The sequence below is a fragment of the Xylanibacter brevis ATCC 19188 genome, assembly GCF_000621725.1.
GTDB classification, from domain to species: Bacteria; Bacteroidota; Bacteroidia; order Bacteroidales; family Bacteroidaceae; genus Prevotella; species Prevotella brevis.
In genome coordinates this window covers 149,573-169,580 of the sequence record NZ_JHXM01000003.1, presented here as the reverse complement: position 1 = coordinate 169,580, position 20,008 = coordinate 149,573, and the positions used below count along the sequence as shown (strand labels likewise).

Below are 20,008 nucleotides of genomic sequence, written 5' to 3'. Positions count from 1 at the left end.
TACATCCTTTTCCCTCCTAAGTCGCTCGCTTATTCGTACCTTTGAACTTCGTTCTTAGGTACTCCCGCTCGGAAAAATTCAAATTAATTTGGTTTTTCGCTCGCTTATTCGTACCTTTGCACTCTCAGAGATAAATAACGAAAAATTAAGCATATACGATGAAAAAGAACTTCGTTGAAGAACTGCGCTGGCGCGGTATGCTGGCACAGATTATGCCAGGCACAGAGGAACTCTTGCAGAAGGAGATGGTGACTGCCTACCTGGGCACCGACCCTACTGCCGATTCACTGCATATTGGTCACCTCTGCGGTATCATGATGCTGCGCCACTTGCAGCGCTGTGGCCATAAGCCCATCATCCTGGTGGGTGGTGCTACGGGTATGATTGGCGACCCTTCAGGTAAGAGTCAGGAGCGCAACCTGCTGAACGATGAGACCCTGCGTCACAACCAGGAGTGCATCAAGGCTCAGGTGGCTAAGTTCCTGGATTTCGACAGTAAGGAAGCTAATGCTGCCGAGATGGTGAACAACTACGACTGGATGAAGAACTTCACCTTCCTCGATTTTGCACGTGAGGTGGGTAAGCATATCACCGTGAACTATATGATGGCTAAGGAGAGCGTGCAGCAGCGCCTGAACGGTACGGCTCGCGACGGTCTTAGCTTCACCGAGTTCACCTACCAGCTGTTGCAGGGCTACGACTTCCTGTATCTGTATCAGCACAAGGGGGTGAAACTGCAGTTGGGCGGCAACGACCAGTGGGGTAACATGACCACAGGTACCGAGCTGATCCGCCGTACACTGGGTAACGAGGTAGAGACCTTCGCGCTGACCTGTCCGCTGATTACCAAGAGCGACGGTAAGAAGTTTGGTAAGACCGAGAGCGGCAACATCTGGCTCGATCCCAAGCGCACCACACCTTATCGCTTCTACCAGTTCTGGTTGAACGTCAGCGACGAGGATGCCGAGCGCTATATCAAGATCTTCACTTCGCTGGAGAAAGACGTGATCGACGCTCTCGTAGAGGAGCACAAGCAGGATCCCGGACGTCGAGTGCTGCAGAAGCGCCTGGCCGAGGAGGTTACCGTGCTGGTTCACTCACAGGAGGCTCTGGATATGGCCATCGAGGCTTCAAACATCCTCTTTGGTAAGTCAACCAAGGAAGCCCTCGAGAAGCTCGACGAGCAGACGTTCCTCGATGTGTTTGATGGCGTAGAGAAATTCGAGATTTCAAAGGCTCAGCTCGGACAGCCTGCCATTGAGATCCTGACCACAGCAGCACCTGTGTTCCCCTCAAAGGGCGAGATGCGCAAGATGGTGCAGGGCGGTGGCGTGTCGCTGAACAAGGAAAAACTCACCGACCAGAACCGTGCTATCACGGCCGACGATTTGATCGATGGAAAATATCTCTTGGCTCAGAAGGGTAAGAAGAACTATTACCTGATCACAGTTAAAGACTAATTTTCTTATTTCTTCATATCAACAAAGGGTGAGGCTCTGTCAAAGCCTCACCCTTTTTGTATGTATTTGATATTCAAAACCGTTCAAATTAACAAAATATACGTATTGAGCGCTATTTTTCTTAAAAAATGTTTTGAAACTAAGAAATAATGACTATATTTGCAGAACTTTTAACTAATGATAATATAAACCAATAATTATAAATAAGATGAGAAACAACGGTAATTTCGTACTTCTACTCTCAGGGCTATTGGCTATGGGTGGCAGTTTGGCATTGTCAGGTTGTATGAACAATGACTACGACCTGGACAATCTGGACAAGAAAATTGGTATTGGTGGAAGTGGCCTTCAGCTTCCGACCAATAACTCTGTGAAGGATATTACACTTGATGACTTTATGGATCTTGATGAGTCAAGTAGTGTAAGTACTGATGCTAATGGCGACTATATCTATCATGAGACAGGATCGGATATTGACGATGTAACGGTAGATCTCGGTGAGATTAAGGTGTCTAAGAGTGATCCTACTTCTTATCATATCGAGATCCCCAATATGCCGTCCTCTATTGAGTCGCTCAGTGTAGGGCAGTCGGCAACTTATACAGGTCCATCGATTAATGAACATGCCGGTACTTTCAGTAACCTTTCAGATGCTCAGGACTATGTTTCTAAGTTGGAGTATGCCAGCGTGAACGGTGGCATACAGGTAAGGCTGAATTTCTCGAAGAAAGTTAAGCGCTATATCAAGAGCTTCTCTAAGATCGAAGTGCAGCTCCCAACCTATCTTGATATAGCCTTCAAGAATGCTGCTACAGACAATCCAAATGGTGGTGTGCTGGATACCAATCATCCTGGCAGGATTACCTTCTCGAACCTGTCGCCAATGAACGATATCTATTTAAACTTGCAGATTGTTGGTGTTGATTTCAGTGCCAATCGTCAGACAACGAAATATGGCGCTATCACTCTGGCGCCCACTGGCAAGCCTGGCGAGTCGCGTGTTTCCATGAAGGGTGATGTCTATATCGATGTGACCGTTGGCGATTTGGAGGTCCAGAATGTTGCGGTTGATGATGGTAAAAACTATGAAATTAACACCATTGTAACCACCCAGGATTTGATTGTGTCGGAGGTCAAGGGAAAGTTCACACCTACTATCAATGTTGATGAAAGTAAGATTGATCTGGACGACCTGCCTGACTTCATGACCAAAGACGAGGTGAAGCTTGATCTGTATAACCCACAGATTGTCTTTAATGCAAAGACCTCACTGCCTCTGCCTGGCACCATCAAGGCTACGATTATCCCAATGGAGCAAGATGGCACCGAGTCAAAGGATGAGCATGGTCAGTCGCGTAAGATTGTCGTTGACGGTATTAAGATTCTGGCAGGCAATAACCAGCTGAATAAGATCTGTATTGCCAAGCTGAACGAGGATATCCCAGAAGGTTGTACTGATGTGAAGACTGCCGACTTGAATAAGATCTTCTTGCCAAAGATGCCCTATCGCATTGATGTGAAGATCGATGCAAAAGCCGATGAGGATAACGTGCATACGGTAGCTCTCGGCACCTATAGCATGAAGGATATCAACTATGACGTCACCGTTCCATTGGCATTCGGTGACGCAGCCCAGATTGTTTACGACGACACGTTCGACGGTTGGGAAGAGGATATGCCCGACGATATGGACCTGAGCAAGTTCAAACTGGAGTTTGGCGCTAAGGCCATCAATGGCATCCCTGCCTCTATGATTGTCGAGGCCGAGGCTATCCGTAAGGACGGTTCTGTGGTCGAAGATGTTCAGGTGGTCATCACACCGCAGGATGTTGCCAATCCCAAGGCAGGCGTACTGGCTGGTGCTTCTAAGGATGCCGCAGGCAATCTCGTAGAGGGTGTCACCGATCTGAAGATTGAAATCAACCCGTTGCCCGATGCTAAGGGTCTTTACACGAATGCAAAGTTGAAAGAGATAGACGGCCTGCGTTATAAGCTGGTGGCTAAACCCACACCAGGTATCACGCTGAATAAGGAAAACCACAAGATCCAGTTGAAAGATATCTCTATCAAACTGGTTGGTGGTGTCGTTCTCGATTTAAATTAACCCTTCAAACATCGAAAAGACTATGAAACTATATAAGTATATCTTAGCCGCTTCTGTCATGGCCGTGTCAACACAGGCTATGGCGCAGGAACTGAATTCTGCTTACTTCACGCAGGATTATAAGTATCGTCATGACATGAACCCAGCCTTTGGCAACGACCAGGGCTATGTGGCCATCCCCGTCTTGGGCAACCTCAACGTGCGCACCCAGGGAAACTTCGGTTTGGGCGACCTGTTGTTTAAGAACCCAACCACCGGTAAGTACGATCGCACCTTTATGCACCCCGACGTGTCTGTCGATGAGGCTCTGAAGGGCTTCCACAGCGGTGCCAATAAGTTCAACCTCGATCTTCGTCTCACCCTCGTGAGCGTAGGCTTTAAGGGCTTTGGTGGTTACAACACCATTGAAATCAACGAGCGTACTATGATGGGCTTGTCACTGCCCTACGATTTCTTCCGCTTTGCTAAGGATCTGAGCAACAGTGTTTATGACTTCAGTGATCTGGATATGCATGCTCACTCTTTTGCTGAGGTAGCTTTCGGCCATTCTCGCAGTATCAACGACAAGTTGCGCGTTGGTGCCAAGGTGAAAGCCCTGATAGGTGCTGGTCGTGCAGACTTCACCATGAACAATGTGCATGCTGAGCTGTTGCCAAATGCCCAGCAGTGGCGCATCACAGCCGATGCCAAGGCTGATGTTATGATGAAGGGCTTCAAGTTCAAGTCAAAGAATTCAGAGTTTAAGACCAAGCCCGGCACCTACGAGCATATCGACGACGTTGATGTTGATGGCGGAGGCGTTGGTGGCTTCGGTTTTGCTGTTGACCTCGGTGCCACCTACAAGGTGCTCGACGAGCTCACCGTCAGCGCAGCCTTGACCGACCTTGGTTTCATCAACTGGTCAGAGCATGTCACAGCCGTGAATCCCAACAAGGAGTTTATCTTCAATGGTTTCCAGGATATGTCGGTGAACGATGATGGCAATGGCGACACCTTCGATGACCGTCTTGATGAGTATGGCGATCAGTTGGCCGAGTTTGCCAATCTGCGCGACACGGGCGAGAAGGGTAGCAAGACCACCGGTGTTGGTGCCACAGCACGTCTGGGCGTGGAATATGAGTTGCCTATGTATCGCAAAATGTCGTTCGGTTTCCTGGGCACCCGTCGCTTCAATGGTGACTTCTCATGGACCGAGGGCCGTCTGAGCGCCAACTGGAAGCCACTGAAATGGCTCGATGGTGGTGTCAACGTGGCTGTCAGCGACTTCGGAACCAGTGCTGGTTGGATTCTGAACATCCATCCCGTAGGTGCAAACATCTTCATCGGTATGGACCACATCATGGGTAAACAGGCTAAGCAGGGTGTGCCCCTCAAGTCTAACATGAATATCAACTTGGGTATGAACGTGGCATTCTAATGTCATTCCTATATAAGTGAAATGCAAAAGAAAAGCGACCTTTTCTTTTGCATTTCACTTTTTATTCTTACCTTTGAACTTCGTTCTTAGGTACTCTCGCTCGGAAAATTGCAAATTAATTTGCATTTTCGCTTGCTTATTCGTACCTTTGAACTTCGTTCTAAAGTACTCTCGTTCGGAAAAACTCAAATATATTTGGTTTTTCTCTCACTTATTCGTACCTTTGCAACCACTTATGAATGTTGCCCTGATAGTTAAATGGATATAACAAGGCTCTCCTAAAGCTTAGTTCCGAGTTCGATTCTCGGTCGGGGTACACCTTAAAACTGATCACGACATGACAGCAGCATCCGTTTTATCAAGTGCTCAGAACCCCAAGGTGAAGCGGTTGCTGGCACTCCAACAGAAATCATCAGAACGCCGCCAGGCAGGTCTTTTCGTAGTAGAAGGCCTTCGCGAGGTGCAACATTGTGTGGAGGTGGGCTATCAGCTCGACACCCTCTTCATTTGTCCTTCGCTCTATGTCGATGAGGCTCAGACCGACGAGCTGCTGCGTTCGCTCCCCTCGGATGTTCATGTCTTCGAGCTGACCCCGCAAGTCTATGAGAAGGTGGCCTATCGTGGCACCACCGAAGGCGTCATTGCCGAGGTGCGCACCCGCCAGCTTCAGTTGGAAGACCTGCAGTTGCGCGAGGATGCCCTGATTGTGGTGCTCGAGCGCGTTGAGAAGCCCGGCAACCTGGGCGCTGTCCTTCGTTCTGCCGATGCTGCACAGGCCGACGCCGTCATTGTCTGCGATCCCCTGACAGACCTTTATAATCCCAATCTTATTCGTAGCAGTATTGGCGCCATCTTCACGGTGCCCACGGTGGCATGCAGCAGTGAGGAGTGCATTCGCTTTTTGCAGCAGCGTGGCATCAGCATCCTGACGGCACAGTTGCAAGACTCACATCTCTACTACGACACCGACATGCGTCGTTCTACGGCTATTGTCATGGGAACAGAGTCAACCGGACTGACGGACCAGTGGCGCCAAGCAGCGACGGCCCACATCCGTATTCCGATGTTGGGCCGTCTTGACTCGTTGAATGTATCTGTGAGCGCTGCCATCCTGCTCTTCGAGGCCGTACGCCAGCGCAATCCGAAAGCTTAGTTTTTTGCTTCCTTTTTTCTTCTCGGAAGCAAAGTGTCTTTGTTCTTTCTCCTAACGATGTTGCTGCACTTGCTGCATCACCCTTAGGAAGTTTCCACCCCATATCTTCTGTATGTCAGCTTCGCTATAGCGGCGCTGCAACAGCTGTCGAGTGAAGTTAGATAGCTCGCTGGCATCTGCCAGTCCTGGCACACCACCATCGCCGTCGAAGTCGGTGCCCAGTCCTACGTGGTCGATGCCCATCACCTCGATGGCATGCTCCAGGTGCTGCATGGCATCCATGATGGTTGCCTTCTCGTCGGTGCGCAGGAAGCCAGGGTAGAGCGTAATCTGGCACACGCCGCCAGCCTTAGCCAGCGCACGCATCTGTTCGTCGGTGAGGTTGCGTGGGTGGTCGCAGAGCGCTCTTGCCGAACTGTGACTGCACACGATGGGCGTGCTGCTGATCTCCAGGGCGTTGTAGAAGCTCGACTCAGCCGCATGGCTCAAGTCCACCATCACGCCCAGCTCGTTCATCCGCCTGATCACCTGTTCGCCAAAAGCACTGACGCCTCCATGCGTCTTGCTCCCTTTGGCCGAGTCGCAGATGTCGTTGTCGCCATTGTGACACAGCGTCATATAGACGATACCACGCTGTGCAAAGTGCTCCAGATGCTCTATCTTGCCCTCAATGGCATGACCGTTCTCAATGCCCAGCATGATCGACTTGCGTCCTGCCTGTTTGTTGACAAGCAGTTCTGCTGGTGTGTGCGCAATGCTCAGATAGTCTTTATTCTCTCTTGCAATGCGTTCTATCTGGTCGAAGATGCCGTCGGCATACGCCTTCGGGCTCACCTCCAGTCCTTTCTGTGGGATATAGGCCACCATGATGGTGGCGTCCAGTCGGCCTTCGGTCATCTTGGGCAGGTCCACCAGGATGCGCTCATCGCGCTGTTCGAAGTGGATGCTCTGTCCGAAGTGCTCGGCTTCGCCGCTGTCCACCTTTAGGTCAAAGAACATCGGCGTGTCGCAGTGGGTGTCCAATGTCAGGATGCGGTCGTGCACCTTCTGCACCTCGTGGTATTCCTTGGCGTTGCTCACCAACCAGCAGAACAGTGGCAGTCCGTCCTCGCCCATGCATTCGGGGTGCCATTGCACGCCTAGCACCGACTTGTACTCCGTGCTCTCGATAGCCTCGATGATGCCGTCGGCAGCGTGTGCCACCGCGCGGAAGTGCGGTCCGGGGTTGTCCACCGCCTGGTGGTGAAACGAGTTCACGGCCAGCTTGCGCGTATTATCTTGTCTGACAGACGGCTTGAAGATAGCGCATAGCGTGCTGTCCTCTTTCACGGTGACCGTGTGGGTGGCGGTGGCGCGATCGGCATCCTGCGAGTGCTTCACCGTCTGGATGTCTGAGATATCCTGCTTCACGTGTCCGCCCAGTGCCATGGCCAGTGTCTGAATGCCGCGGCAGATACCCAGGATAGGCATCTGGCGATTGAAGGCCAGTTGTGTGATCAGCAGTTCGGGCAGGTCGCGCTCCGTGTTGATGCCCCCCAACTTTGCGCAGGGCTCTTCGCCAGCGTAGAGCGGGTTATAGTCGGCACCACCGCTCAGCAGTAGCGCATCGATGCCCTCCAAGGCGCTCATGATGGCCGCCTTGTCGCTGGTGGGTGGTATGATGACAGGAGTGCCGCCGGCTGCTATGATCTGTTTGTAGTAACCCTCGGCCAGTTTGCAGGTCTGTTCGTTGTAGTTTCCCGTAATACCAACGACGGGCCGTTGCTTCGCAGCATGCAGTTGCTTGTAGGCATCGGCCGTCTGTGACTTAAGGTCAAATGTGTTCATTCAGCTACGTCGTCAAAGTGTACCGGTATCTCACGCTTGATGCTCTGCTCCAGCGAGATCAGCGTCTCTGTGGCTACCACGCCGGGAATCTCCTGCAGTTGTCCGTTCAGCAGGTTCATCAGCTGCTCGTTGTCGCGTGCGTAGAGTTTCACCATCATGGTATATGGACCTGTGGTGAAGTGGCTCTCCACCACCTCAGGAATCAGTTCCAGACGTTTCACCACGTCCTTATACATCGAGCCCCTCTCCAGGGTGATGCCCACGTAAGTACATGTCTTGTAGCCCAGCGACTTAGGGTTAACGTCGAATCCGCTACCCGTGATGACGTCATTGTCTATCAGGCGCTGTACGCGCTGGTGGATAGCTGCTCTTGATACGCCACATTCTGCGGCAACATCTTTGAATGGGATACGTGCGTTTTTTGACAAGATGCTCAATATTCGCTTGTCTAGGTTGTCTATTTTTTCCATTCTTTTACTATTTGATTAGCATTCTGAAAGCAAAAGTAAGTAAAAGAAATGAAAAATGCAAGTTTTTAGCTAAATATTTTTCGAAAAAGTATTCAACTCACTTACATAAAGAAACGATGACCTTTCTGCCTATTCTAGGCTTCGGGTCATCGTAATTTCTGTTTCCTGTCGACTTCTTTTTCCTCTCGTTTCTAAAACCTAATATATTTTTACGTAGTTTGTTTTGGCTTTTCTTTTTCTTCTGCAAAGGTAATGCAAATACCTTGTATCGCGAAATAATGAAGAATAAAAGTTTTAAAAAGGACAAAAACTACATTCGATTGACAAAAAACTAGGTTTGCGAGAGGCTTGTCGAGTGTTGTTACTTCTCAATGCCTACCAGTTCCACGTCGAAGATCAGCGTAGAGTAGGGAGGAATCTGTCCGGCCTGACGCTCGCCGTAGGCCAAGTTCTGAGGAATATACAACTGCCATTTTGAGCCCACGGGCATCATGGTCAGCGCCTCGGTCCATCCCTTGATGACCTGGTCGGCACGGAAGGTGGCAGGCTCGGTGCCGTGTTTTGACGAAGCGTCGAACACGGTGCCGTCAATCAGTCGGCCCTCGTAGTGCACCTTCACCTTGTCGGTCTTCTGTGGCACCTCGCCCTCGCCGCGCACCAGTATCTTGTACTGCAGTCCGCTCTCGGTGGTGATGACGCCCTCTTTCAGTTTGTTTTCCTCCAGGAACTTACGTCCCTCGGCAGTCAGTTTCTCGGCCTTAGCATCCTTGTTCTTCTGCTGCAGGTCGCGGAACAGCTCGTCGGCGGGCTTAGCCAGTTTGACCGTGCTGTCGTTCAGCAGTGCGTCGGTGAAACCGCGGAACAGCACCTGCTTGACGATGGTGTCGGGGGTGTCGGTGAACTCCTTTGTGATGCCGGGCAGCATCTGCTGCAGCAGTTGGGCAGCAATCTGCATACCAGCCAGGCGAGCCTTCTGCTCGGGTGTGTCGGCAGCGTTCACCACCTCGTTGAAGCCACGCACGAAGTCCTTCATCTGGGTTTCGTCCACGTCAAACTGGTTCTTCAGGTAGCTGGTCAGTCCGTTGGTGATCATCTGGCCGGCAGCATAGCTCAGCGTGTCGTGATTGTTGGTCAGCACCACGGGAGCCACGCAGCATTCGGTCTTCTCCTGCTTCTTTTTCTTATCCTTCTTCTTACCGGCCTGTGCGGTAGAACAGAAAGCACCCGCCATGATGGCGAGTGCAATGATGAGTGATTTCTTCATACTTATTCAGCGTCTTTAATCTCAACCAACTCTACTTCGAAAATCAGTGCAGAGTAGGGGCGGATGCCGCGAGAACCCTGTTCACCGTAGGCCAACTGATAGGGGATGTAAAGCTCCCACTTAGAGCCTACAGGCATCATGGTCAGTGCCTCGGTCCAACCCTTGATCACCTGGTTTGCACGGAAGGTAGCGGGCTCGTCGCCATACTTGCTAGAAGAGTCGAACTCAGTACCGTCAACCAGTGTACCGCGATATTTTACGCGAACGATAGAAGAGTCGTTGGGGATAGCACCATTACCAGCCTTCAGCACCTTGTACTGCAGACCACTCTCGGTCACCTTCACACCCTCTTTCTTAGCGTTCTCAGCCAGGAAAGCCTCGCCTTCTTTCTTAGCCTTCTCCTGCTGTGTCTTCTGGATCTGGTCCATCAGGCGCTGAGCGGTCTCGCCAGCCTCCTCGGGAGTCATGGTAGCGTCGCCCTTGATACCGCCAATCAGACCGGCCAACAGGTTGCGCATAGAGATAGTCTTGGTGGTATCGGCACCGTAGATCTGCTCGTTCAGACCCTTCTTCCAACGGTTGCCAATCTCCTGACCCAGCTGGAAGCCTGCGAAGTAGGCAGCCTTCTTCTTGTCGTCACCAGCGTTAGCACCATCCTTGATACCCTTGATGAACTCAGCAGTGTAGGCAGTGTCCTGGATCATCTGCTTCATGTAGGGAGAGTTTGCTACACCGATGGCATAGGTCAGTGTGTCGATGTCACTTTTCAGGCTTGCTTTAGGTGCGCCGCCATCGCACGATACCAGTGCTACAGCAGCAATGGCCATACCGGCCACAAATGTTAACTTTTTCATTGTTGTTTATTTGTTATTGTTGTTATGTTGTTTCGTTCTGCTGTCCAGCCGAGGCTTACTTCACAACCTCGAGCAGTTCTACGTCGAAGATCAGTGTGGCGAAAGGAGGAATCATAGCGTCTGCACCACCCTCGCCATAGGCCAGACGGTAGGGGATGAAGAAGCGATACTTGGCACCCTCCTGCATCAGCTGCAGACCCTCGGTCCATCCAGCGATGACCTGCTGCAGTCCGAAGGTGGCGGGCTCGCCGCGCTGTACGCTGCTGTCGAACACGGTGCCGTCGATGAGGAAGCCCTCGTAGTGGCACTTCACTGAGTCCTTGGCCGATGGCTTTTTGCCGTTACCCTCTTTCAGCACCTGGTACTGCAGTCCGCTCTCGGTGGTGATGACGCCCTCTTTCTTGCCGTTCTCAGCCAGATATTTCTCGCCTTCAGCCTTGGCAGCCTTGCCCTTCTCGGCACGCTCGGCGTTCAGCTTCTCTTCTTTCTTTGCAAAGTATTCCTGCACAATCTCCTGTGCCTCGCGGTGCGAAACCTTCAGTTCGTTACCTGCCAGCACGTCTTTGATAGACTGTGCGAAGTCATCTACGTTCAGGTCGTTGGCGCCCATTTGTGCCAACTGCTGTCCAATGCCCAGTCCCAGGGCGTAGCTTACTTTATCCATTTCTTTTCTTTCTCTTTATATTATAATGTGTATTCTACTCTTAAAAAGCCGTGCAAAGTTAGGAAATAAATATGAATATAGCACGATGAATTATGAATAATTTTGTCTCACCGGTCAAAAATTAGTTTTTTTAAGTAAGTTTTTCTAAAGAAACGGGACAAATATGGTGGCGGTTGGAAATTAATTTGTAACTTTGCCCATCGAAAACAATTACTATATAAATAAAACTAATTATGGCTAATATTTTTTCTTTAGAGGGTAAGAACGCCTGGATCACAGGTGCTTCCTACGGTATTGGTTTCAACATCGCCAAGGCTTTCGTGGCTGCCGGTGCTAAGACCATCATCTTCAACGACATCAACGAGGCTGCTCTGCAGCGTGGACTGGACAACTACAAGGAGGCTGGCATCGAGAACGTGAAGGGCTATGTCTGCGACGTTACCGACGAGAATGCTGTCAAGGCTCTTGTAGAGAAGATTCACGAAGAGGTAGGCCAGATCGATATCCTGGTCAACAATGCCGGTATCATCAAGCGTATCCCCATGCACGAGATGAAGCGTGCCGAGTTCCAGCAGGTCATCGACATCGACCTGGTTGGTCCGTTTATCTGTTCTTCGGCCGTGATTCCCGAGATGATGGAGCGCCGCGAGGGTAAGATTATCAATATCTGCTCTATGATGAGCGAACTGGGTCGCGAGACAGTCAGCGCCTATGCTGCCGCCAAGGGTGGTTTGAAGATGCTGACCCGCAACATCTGTTCGGAATATGGCGAGTATAACATCCAATGCAACGGCATTGGCCCGGGCTATATCGCCACACCTCAGACTGCACCTCTGCGCGAGCGTCAGCCAGATGGAAGCCGTCATCCGTTCGACTCGTTCATCTGTGCCAAGACTCCTGCCGGTCGTTGGCTCGACCCCTCAGAGCTGGGTGGTCCTGCTGTGTTCCTGGCTTCTCACGCTTCAGACGCCGTGAATGGTCATGTGCTCTACGTCGATGGCGGTATTCTGGCCTACATCGGCAAGCAGCCTAAGTAACTCCGTGACTTGTCTTAACTAGCTCTAACAGAGCGCATAGAAAACAAAAAAACACACCCTGATGGTTTGCTGCCGGCAACCATCGGGGTGTGTTTCGTTTTGCCATCTCTTTGCTTTTGTTTTGCCAAAGTGGCACTTTTATCATGTAATAGTTATGCTTTTATCTTGTAAAAGTGCCACTTTTGCGCTGCAATAGTGCCACTTTTGGTGTCCATCTAGCCCCTGGAGCGCGCGCATCCAGCCCCTAGACAGAACAGATCTAGCCCCTGGATGCGGCACTTCTAGGGGCTAGAAGCAAGCTCTCCAGGGGCTAGGTCAGAAACAAGGGCTTTGGTATTGCACTTTAAGAGGCCTTCTATCAGATGGCAAGAGTGCCTCTTTTCGCGTTCAAAACGGCCCTTTTTAGCGTATTATAATGATGCTATGGTGCGTGATTAGAAACCGTAAATCTCCTTCAGCTTGTTGCCGAGCTTCTCGCCGCGCAGGTCTAAGGCGATGATCTTACCGGTGGGGTCGCACAGGATGCTCGAAGGAATGCTGCGGATGCCGTAGGTCTGGGCAGCAATGGTCTGCCAGAACTTCAGGTCTGAGAGGTGCGTCCAGTTCAGCTCCTTCTCGACGATAGCCTTTTTCCAAGCATCTGCATTGCGGTCGAACGACAGGCCCACCACGTTGAAGCCCTTAGCCTTGTATTTCTCGAAGTTAGCCTTCACGTTGGGCATCTCCATCATGCAGGGTCCGCACCACGAAGCCCAGAAGTCTATCAGCACATAGTTGCCCTTGCCCACATATTCGCTCAGCTTGTGGCTGTTGCCCAGTGTGTCGGCCTCTTCAATATCTTTGAACATGGTGCCGGGTGCACGCAGGGCCAGCGACTCCAAGTATGGTTTTACCTTGGCACACAGGGGGTGTTTCAGGTAGGGCGCATCCTTCTCAATCTCTGCTTTCAGCTCGTCGTAGCTCATGACATACATGAGTTGCGACATGGCGAAGGCGCCCACAGCATTGTTGGGGTTAGCAGCCAGTCCTTGGCGCAGTACCTCTTCCTGTTCTGTTTCCGTTTTTGCCTTGCTCATGGCGAGCGCCAACTTGGCAAGTGCCATGTTCTGTGCCGAGCCCTTCACCTCGTCGGTGTTCATATCCAGCGTCATCTCCTTGCCATCCACCACGAACATGTTGAACAGGTTGTTCTGAGCATCCATGATAACCATCACCGTGCCTTCGGGCTTGTCGGTATTGATGGTGAAAGTGCCGTTGGTCACGTTGATGGTCTCGTTTTGTTGGTTCGTGCCTATCTCCATCAAGGCCAGTGTCTTGGCGTCTTTATGAGCCGTACCTTTCACGGTGAACTGTGTCTGTGCCATGAAAGGCAGTGCTGCTGCCAGTAGTGCAGCCAGTGAAAAAAGTCTTTTCATTTTCTGTTGTGTTGTTTTATTAATAAGTTTCGACTGCAAAAATAGTTATTTTCTCTTTGATTCTCTCTGTATAGTCGTCAAAAAGCTCAGAAGTTTGCTTTTTTTATGTTATGTTTACACTGTGTTTACTTCTCGAAATGCTGGTAGTCCTTGTGCGACTTCCAGTCGCCTCCCCACGTGAAACCGTGCTTCTTGAAGAGGCGACAAGCCAGGTCGTCGCTGGTGATCTTATAGCGGAACTTTTTCGAGCGGTCGCAGTAAGGCTTGCCGGTGGTGGGCTGAATGACCACCTTTCCGCTGGGGTAGCGGCGGTAGTAGGGATTGTAAAGCGTGTTCAGGTCCACGGCCATGCCCATGGCGTGCTTCGACAGCGTCTTCGAGTTGGCCACGACGCGATAGCAGAAACACGACGTGTTGTTGTCGCGCATCTGTCGTTCGTCGTCAGCATCGTAGTTGTCGGGCAGCACCATGCGCTCGATGGGGTAGTGCGCCTTGTAGAGCTGGCGGAAAATGTCGATGAGGTCCTCGGCGATGAGCTTGTTGCACACCATCTCGCCCCGGCGCGTCTTACCATCGTAGTCCCAGTGCAGCACGCGGATGTAGCGCAGGTCCGAGCGCTGGATGTGCGGGTTCTTGTGGTAGGTTTTACCCTGCATCACGTTCCACACGGAGTCGCTGATCTCGCTGATACTGAAGTCTTCACACTGTGCCTTGCAGCCCTGCGCGCAGAGCATCAGCATCACCATATTAATATATAAGAGCCATTTCATAACATTAATTTTTGCTGCAAATATACATATTTTCGTTTAATAATTACTACCTTTGCACCCAAATTTCAATATCTATGAAGATTCTTATCACGGGAGCCAGCGGATTCATTGGCTCGTTCATTTGCGAAGAGGCCGTGCGCCAGGGCTTTGACACCTGGGCAGCCGTGCGTGGCAGTAGCAAACGTGACTTCCTGAACATCGACGGACTGCACTTCCTGGAGCTCGACCTGTCGAGCCAGAGCAGACTGGAGGAGCAGCTGCGCCCGCATCAGTTCGACTATGTGGTGCATGCTGCCGGTGTGACGAAATGCCTGAACACCGACGACTTCTTCCGTGTGAACACCGAGGGCACCAAGAACCTGGTGCGTGCGCTGATGGCACTGCAGATGCCGCTGAAGCGCTTCGTGTATTTGAGTTCGCTCAGCATCTATGGCGCCATCCGCGAACAGCAGCCATATACCGAGATAAAAGACACCGACACACCGCAGCCCAACACCGCCTATGGCAAGAGCAAGCTGGAAGCCGAGCGCTGGTTGGACTCGCTGAACAGCGCCTCGTCCACAGGTGAGCCCTTCCCCTATATCGTGCTGCGCCCCACTGGTGTCTATGGTCCCCGTGAGCGCGACTACTTCCTGATGGTGCAGAGCATCAAGCAGCACAGCGACTTCGCCGTGGGCTTCACCCGTCAGGACATCACCTTCGTCTATGTGCTCGACGTGGTGCAGGCTGTGTTCCTGGCATTGGAACATGGCGAGGTGGGCCACAAGTACTTCCTCAGCGATGGCGAGGTCTATCAGTCAACCACCTTCTCTGATCTGATTCGCCGCGAACTGGGCAACCCCTGGTGGATTCGTATCACCGCCCCGGTATGGGTGCTGCGCGTGGTCACCTGGTTTGGCGACAAGATAGGTCATCTGCGTGGTAAGATCAGCGCACTGAACAACGACAAGTATCACATTCTGAAGCAGCGCAACTGGCGCTGCGACATAGAGCCCGCCCGACGCGAGTTGGGCTATAACCCACAATACACACTGGAGAGGGGAGTGCCCCTCACCGTGAAATGGTATCAAGATAACGGATGGATTTAAAGCAACTCTTTGCTCGCGACGAGCAACCCCGCCAGGGATTCCTGGCCTTCGAATGGCTCATCATGGCCTACCTGGTGCTTACTTCAATACTCATGACTTACTATTCGTTCGGTCATGAAATGCACCTGATGCCCATGCTGAGCGTGCGTCTGCAGACGCTGGCAGCCATATTCCTACTGAAAGAGATTTATGCGTTGAAGCCTTGCCGCTTCACCATGTTTCTGCGTGCCTTGGCACAAATGTTGCTGCTGGGCCTGTGGTATCCCGATACGTATGAGCTGAACCGCGTGCTGCCCAATCTGGACCACGTGTTTGCACAGTGGGAACAGACCCTCTTCGGCTGTCAGCCCGCACTGCTTTTTGCCCAGCAATACCCGCAACCGCTGGTCAGCGAACTGGTGAAGATGGGCTATGAGAGCTACTATGTGGTCATGGTGGTCGTGATGCTCTACTACCTCTTCAAGCGTTTTGAAGACTTCGACCGCATGGCATTCATCATGCTGGGCGGCTTCTTCCTGTTCTACCTGGTGTTTATCTTCCTGCCCGTGGCCGGCCCGCAGTTCTACTACTGCGCCGTAGGGGTGGACCAGATAGCGCAAGGTGTGTTCCCCAACGTGGGCTACTATTTTGAAAACAACACCGACTGTCTGCCCATTCCCGGATGGCAAGACGGACTGTTCCATCAGCTCACCATCATCTCGCACGACGCCGGCGAGCGCCCCACCGCCGCTTTCCCCAGCAGTCATGTGGGCGTCACCACCATCCTGTTGTGGCTGGCGTGGCAGGCCCGCAGCCGTTGGCTGTTCTTCTGCCTGTTGCCCTGCGCCGTGCTGATGTTCTTCGGTACCTTTTATATCATGGCCCATTACGCCATTGATGCCGTGGCCGGTGTATTTGTTGGTACAGTTTATTATTTCCTTTTAAGATATATATACAAAAAATCTCGTTGAAATGTTGCGCATTCAGCGAGATTTTTGTAATTTTGCACCCGATTTTAATCAACACAGCGATAACAATTATGGGCGGCTTTTTTGGCACAATCTCTACGAAGAGTTGCGTAAACGATTTGTTTTACGGAACTGACTACAATTCACACCTTGGTACACGACGTGCAGGTTTGGTAACCTACGATACAGAGAAGGGATTCTCGCGTAGCATCCACTCGCTGGAGCGTGACTATTTCCGTTCGAAGTTCGAAGATGAACTCGACGATTTCTCAGGCAATCAGGGCGTAGGCGTCATCAGCGACACCGACCCTCAGCCTATCATCATTAACTCACATCTGGGACGCTATGCCGTGGTCACGGTGGCAAAGATCAACAACCTGCGCGAGATTGCCGACGAGCTGTTGGCACAGCGCATGCACCTGAGCGAGCAGAGCGCCAACAACCTGAACCAAACGGAGCTCGTGGCGCTGCTCATCAATATGGGCAACACGTTTGTGGATGGCATCAACCTGGTTTATCGTAAGATTAAGGGCTCGTGCTCTATGCTGATCCTGACCGAGGACGGCATCATTGCTGCACGCGACTTCCTGGGCCGCACACCTATCGTGCTGGGCCACCGCGAAGACGGCTACGCCCTGTCGAGCGAGAGCACCAGTTTCCCCAATCTGGGCTATAAGACCGTGCGCGACATCGGTCCTGGCGAGATTGTCAAGGTGAAGAGCGACTCGGTAGAGGTGATGCAGCCAGCCTTCAAGCGCTGTCAGATTTGCTCGTTCCTGTGGGTTTACTATGGTTTCCCTGCCTCTTGCTACGAGGGCATCAACGTCGAGGAGGTACGCGAGCGCAATGGTAAGTGCATGGGCGAGAAAGATCATGTAGAAGCAGACTTGGTATGTGGCATCCCCGACTCGGGTGTAGGTATGGCGCTGGGCTATGCCGACGGTGCCAAGATTCCATACAAGCGTGCCGTGCTGAAATATACCCCCACATGGCCTCGCTCGTTTACTCCCAACAATCAGGCGCGTCGTAGCCTGGTGGCCAAGATGAAGCTGATTCCCAACGGCAACATCCTGAAGGATCAGCGCATCGTGTTCTGCGACGACTCTATTGTGCGTGGCACGCAGTTGCGCGACAATGTGCGCGAGTTCTTCGAGAACGGCGCCAAGGAGGTACACGTACGTATCTCATGTCCGCCACTGGTCTATGGCTGTCCGTTCATTGGCTTCACCTCTTCAAAGAGCGACATGGAGCTGATCACGCGTCAGATCATCCGCGACTTCGAGGGCGACGACAAGGCCATGCTCGACAAGTATGCACAGACCGACTCGCCTGAATACAAGCGCATGGTCGATGAGATAGCCCGCCGACTGGGCCTCACCTCTGTGAAGTTTGCCACACTCGAGGACCTTGTAGCCTCTATCGGCTTGCCCAAGAACAGCGTATGTACTCACTGTTTCGATGGCAGCAGCTACGATCAGCAGGGTGACGGCGAGTTCTTTGGTTAAAGCAAAGCTAAGGCTTCGGATAAGCCGAAGCAGCATTGATATAAAAAAAGAAGACCTGAACATCATGTTCGGGTCTTCTTTTTTATTTTCGTTTATTGTCAGCGAACTTACGCCTTGGCGGCACGGTCGCTGTTGATAAGTTCCAGCAGGCGTTCTACGGCCTCTTCCTCGGGAATGTTCTTCAGCACGCACTCCTTGGCACGGTAGATACTTTCTCTGCAAATGTGGGAGCTTTTAGTGATGGAACATGGACTGGTAATGCAGCATCAGTTACATTGACAGCAACAGGTACTGGTAAGATAAATACGATTACAGTTACATATACTGCAGCAGCTTCCTATACAATCACGGCCGTTTCCAATGACGAAGACATGGGTACAGTATCTGGTACAACAACCATTACTGCTACGCCAAAATCTGGTTATCGAGTAAAATCTGGTGCAGAAGGATATACAGTGACCAGTGGTACTGCTACGGTAACAAACAATGAAGATAATACATTCTCAGTAACTGCTTCTACTGATTGCACTATTAGAATTAACTTTGAAGCAATTCCTACGCACACGTTGTCTTCTGTAGCTGACCCTGTGGCTGGAGGAACAATTGACTTGGGCGCTACATCTGTACGCGAGGGTTCTACAACGACAATAGAGGCGCACGCTAATGCTGGCTATAAGTTCACGGGATGGACTATTACAGGTACAGGTGCAACAATTGATGACGATGAGGCTGCTTCAACAACAATCACCATGGGTACAGCTGATGCGACAGTTACTGCAAGTTTTGAGGCTGTGGTTACCCACGAGATAAAATGGAGTGTGAATGGTGTAATCGTTAAAACAGAGAATATAGAAGAAAACACAGCAATTGATTTCGCTGCCCCAGTTTCAATCCCGACAGGTTATTCATTTGTGGGATGGAGAGCCAGTACATTAGATGTCCCTCAAAATACGGCTCCTACTTATGTGACTTCTGCAACATGTACAGCTGATGCTATTTATTACGCAGTATTAGCCAAAGCTCCAATGACAGTAAAAACATATGGATTTGAAACTTCATCAGACGATGATTGGACAATTTCGGGTCCTGCGCAAAGTAATGAAAGTAAGAACTCTGGAAGTTACTCTGGAAAGATTAATACTGCAAACTCTTATGTGACTTTCAAAAATAAAGTAAATGTGACAAATTTCTCTTTTGCCTTTGCTAGGAAAACGAATAATAATAATTATAATGTATATATAGAAACATCCGAAGATGGATCTAGTTGGACTGCTGTTTCAACTTATGCGATGAGTTCTTTTGATGATAATGGAGCTTACTCTTTGAAGTCAAAGGACTTTGATGGTAAGAAAACTCTGTATGTTCGTTTTCATTGTTATAATACAACAGCAGTAAGATATGTAGATGATGTTTCTATAACATATAAAACACTCTCTGGCTACTGCACAACAGTACCAAATGAGGAAGTTGCTGTTTCTGCAGCAGGATTTGCTACCTATGTTAGTGACTTTGACTTGGACTATACTAGCGTTACTGGCCTGAAAGCATACAAAGCTGTTGTAGATGATCAAGGTGCTATTACCTTTACCAAGGTGACAACTGTACCAGCAGGCGAGGGCGTGCTTCTGCAAGGCGACGAGGATACTTATTCCGTTCCTGTTGTTGCTTCAAGTGTTTCCGCATGGGCAGATGCTGATAATGCATTCGTTCGTGGTACTGGTGCTGCTGTTGCAACGGGTACAGGTCCTTATAACTATATCTTGAACAAGAAAAACGGAGTGGTGGGCTTCTATCAGGCAGCAGGTCAAACAGTAGCCAAGAACCGTGCTTACTTGCAGTCTGTTACTAACAATGCCCGTATCAGTCTAGAACTTAATGATGAAGTGGTTGCAAGGATATATGACCTTGTCCCTGCAATATCCAAAGGTGGGGGCTCTGTTTACGATTTGATGGGACGCAAGGTAATGAAGCCTGCAAAGGGACTTTATATCGTGAATGGTAAAAAGGTAATAGTTAAGTAAAGGAGGCTGCTT

Annotated in this window: 16 protein-coding genes and 1 tRNA gene; 10 read left to right on the top strand and 7 right to left on the bottom strand. The window is 50.8% G+C overall.

Features of this window, described 5'->3' with window-relative positions; translation table 11 throughout:
• The first annotated feature begins 158 nt into the window (after positions 1 to 158).
• The 5 genes from tyrS to T433_RS0102600 all read left to right on the top strand — a co-directional run bounded on the left by tyrS (position 159) and on the right by T433_RS0102600 (position 6,134).
• Complete coding sequence (tyrS, locus tag T433_RS0102620; protein ID WP_027454742.1) at positions 159 to 1,460, top strand: tyrosine--tRNA ligase; 1,302 nt, start codon at positions 159 to 161, stop codon at positions 1,458 to 1,460.
• A gap of 208 nt (positions 1,461 to 1,668) precedes the next feature.
• The gene (locus T433_RS0102615) at positions 1,669 to 3,564 is read left to right on the top strand and encodes a hypothetical protein (RefSeq protein ID WP_155808301.1); all 1,896 of its coding nucleotides are present in this window, start codon (positions 1,669 to 1,671) and stop codon (positions 3,562 to 3,564) included.
• A 22-nt stretch (positions 3,565 to 3,586) separates the two neighbouring features.
• Positions 3,587 to 4,981, top strand: a complete 1,395-nt coding sequence (locus T433_RS14415; protein WP_044109088.1) for a DUF5723 family protein — start codon at positions 3,587 to 3,589, stop codon at positions 4,979 to 4,981.
• Positions 4,982 to 5,225: 244 nt separating this feature from the next.
• Positions 5,226 to 5,297: transfer RNA gene (locus T433_RS0102605), tRNA-Arg, on the top strand.
• A gap of 21 nt (positions 5,298 to 5,318) precedes the next feature.
• Entirely contained in the window at positions 5,319 to 6,134 is an 816-nt protein-coding gene (locus tag T433_RS0102600; protein ID WP_027449257.1) for a TrmH family RNA methyltransferase, read from the top strand.
• A gap of 51 nt (positions 6,135 to 6,185) precedes the next feature.
• Here T433_RS0102600 and T433_RS0102595 read toward each other — a convergent pair whose 3' ends face one another.
• The 5 genes from T433_RS0102595 to bamJ (T433_RS0102575) form a co-directional block, all read right to left on the bottom strand.
• Positions 6,186 to 7,961, bottom strand: coding sequence for a membrane dipeptidase (locus T433_RS0102595; protein WP_027454740.1), 1,776 nt, complete (start codon positions 7,959 to 7,961; stop codon positions 6,186 to 6,188).
• The gene (locus T433_RS0102590) at positions 7,958 to 8,431 is read right to left on the bottom strand and encodes an Lrp/AsnC family transcriptional regulator (protein WP_027449255.1); all 474 of its coding nucleotides are present in this window, start codon (positions 8,429 to 8,431) and stop codon (positions 7,958 to 7,960) included. The genes T433_RS0102595 and T433_RS0102590 overlap by 4 nt, the downstream gene beginning before the upstream one ends.
• A 361-nt stretch (positions 8,432 to 8,792) precedes the next feature.
• Entirely contained in the window at positions 8,793 to 9,695 is a 903-nt protein-coding gene (gene bamJ / locus T433_RS0102585) for a BamJ family beta-barrel-assembly machinery protein (RefSeq protein ID WP_027449254.1), read from the bottom strand.
• Between the two features lie 2 nt (positions 9,696 to 9,697).
• Positions 9,698 to 10,549 (bottom strand): BamJ family beta-barrel-assembly machinery protein, encoded by an 852-nt coding sequence (bamJ, locus tag T433_RS0102580; RefSeq protein ID WP_027454739.1) that lies wholly within the window; start codon positions 10,547 to 10,549, stop codon positions 9,698 to 9,700.
• Positions 10,550 to 10,604: 55 nt separating this feature from the next.
• Positions 10,605 to 11,213, bottom strand: coding sequence for a BamJ family beta-barrel-assembly machinery protein (gene bamJ / locus T433_RS0102575; protein WP_027454738.1), 609 nt, complete (start codon positions 11,211 to 11,213; stop codon positions 10,605 to 10,607).
• 233 nt (positions 11,214 to 11,446) lie between these two features.
• On the opposite strand from bamJ (T433_RS0102575), the gene T433_RS0102570 reads away from it, so the two are divergent.
• Positions 11,447 to 12,250, top strand: a complete 804-nt coding sequence (locus tag T433_RS0102570) for a gluconate 5-dehydrogenase (RefSeq protein ID WP_027449251.1) — start codon at positions 11,447 to 11,449, stop codon at positions 12,248 to 12,250.
• A gap of 434 nt (positions 12,251 to 12,684) precedes the next feature.
• Here T433_RS0102570 and T433_RS15765 read toward each other — a convergent pair whose 3' ends face one another.
• Positions 12,685 to 13,665 (bottom strand): TlpA disulfide reductase family protein, encoded by a 981-nt coding sequence (locus tag T433_RS15765; RefSeq protein ID WP_052356953.1) that lies wholly within the window; start codon positions 13,663 to 13,665, stop codon positions 12,685 to 12,687.
• Positions 13,666 to 13,790: 125 nt separating this feature from the next.
• Entirely contained in the window at positions 13,791 to 14,435 is a 645-nt protein-coding gene (locus tag T433_RS0102560; RefSeq protein WP_027454737.1) for a M15 family metallopeptidase, read from the bottom strand.
• 74 nt (positions 14,436 to 14,509) lie between these two features.
• Between T433_RS0102560 and T433_RS0102555 the strand changes: the two genes are divergently transcribed.
• The 4 genes from T433_RS0102555 to T433_RS0102535 all read left to right on the top strand — a co-directional run bounded on the left by T433_RS0102555 (position 14,510) and on the right by T433_RS0102535 (position 19,996).
• The gene (locus T433_RS0102555) at positions 14,510 to 15,523 is read left to right on the top strand and encodes an NAD-dependent epimerase/dehydratase family protein (RefSeq protein ID WP_027454736.1); all 1,014 of its coding nucleotides are present in this window, start codon (positions 14,510 to 14,512) and stop codon (positions 15,521 to 15,523) included.
• On the top strand, positions 15,514 to 16,473 hold the full coding sequence (locus T433_RS0102550; RefSeq protein WP_027454735.1) for a phosphatase PAP2 family protein: 960 nt from the start codon (positions 15,514 to 15,516) through the stop codon (positions 16,471 to 16,473). The genes T433_RS0102555 and T433_RS0102550 overlap by 10 nt, the downstream gene beginning before the upstream one ends.
• 68 nt (positions 16,474 to 16,541) lie before the next feature.
• Positions 16,542 to 17,975 carry an amidophosphoribosyltransferase gene (locus T433_RS0102545; protein ID WP_027454734.1) on the top strand — a complete coding sequence of 478 codons (1,434 nt, stop codon included), beginning with the start codon at positions 16,542 to 16,544 and terminating at the stop codon, positions 17,973 to 17,975.
• Between the two features lie 371 nt (positions 17,976 to 18,346).
• Positions 18,347 to 19,996 carry an InlB B-repeat-containing protein gene (locus T433_RS0102535; RefSeq protein WP_428837367.1) on the top strand — a complete coding sequence of 550 codons (1,650 nt, stop codon included), beginning with the start codon at positions 18,347 to 18,349 and terminating at the stop codon, positions 19,994 to 19,996.
• Positions 19,997 to 20,008: the final 12 nt, after the last annotated feature.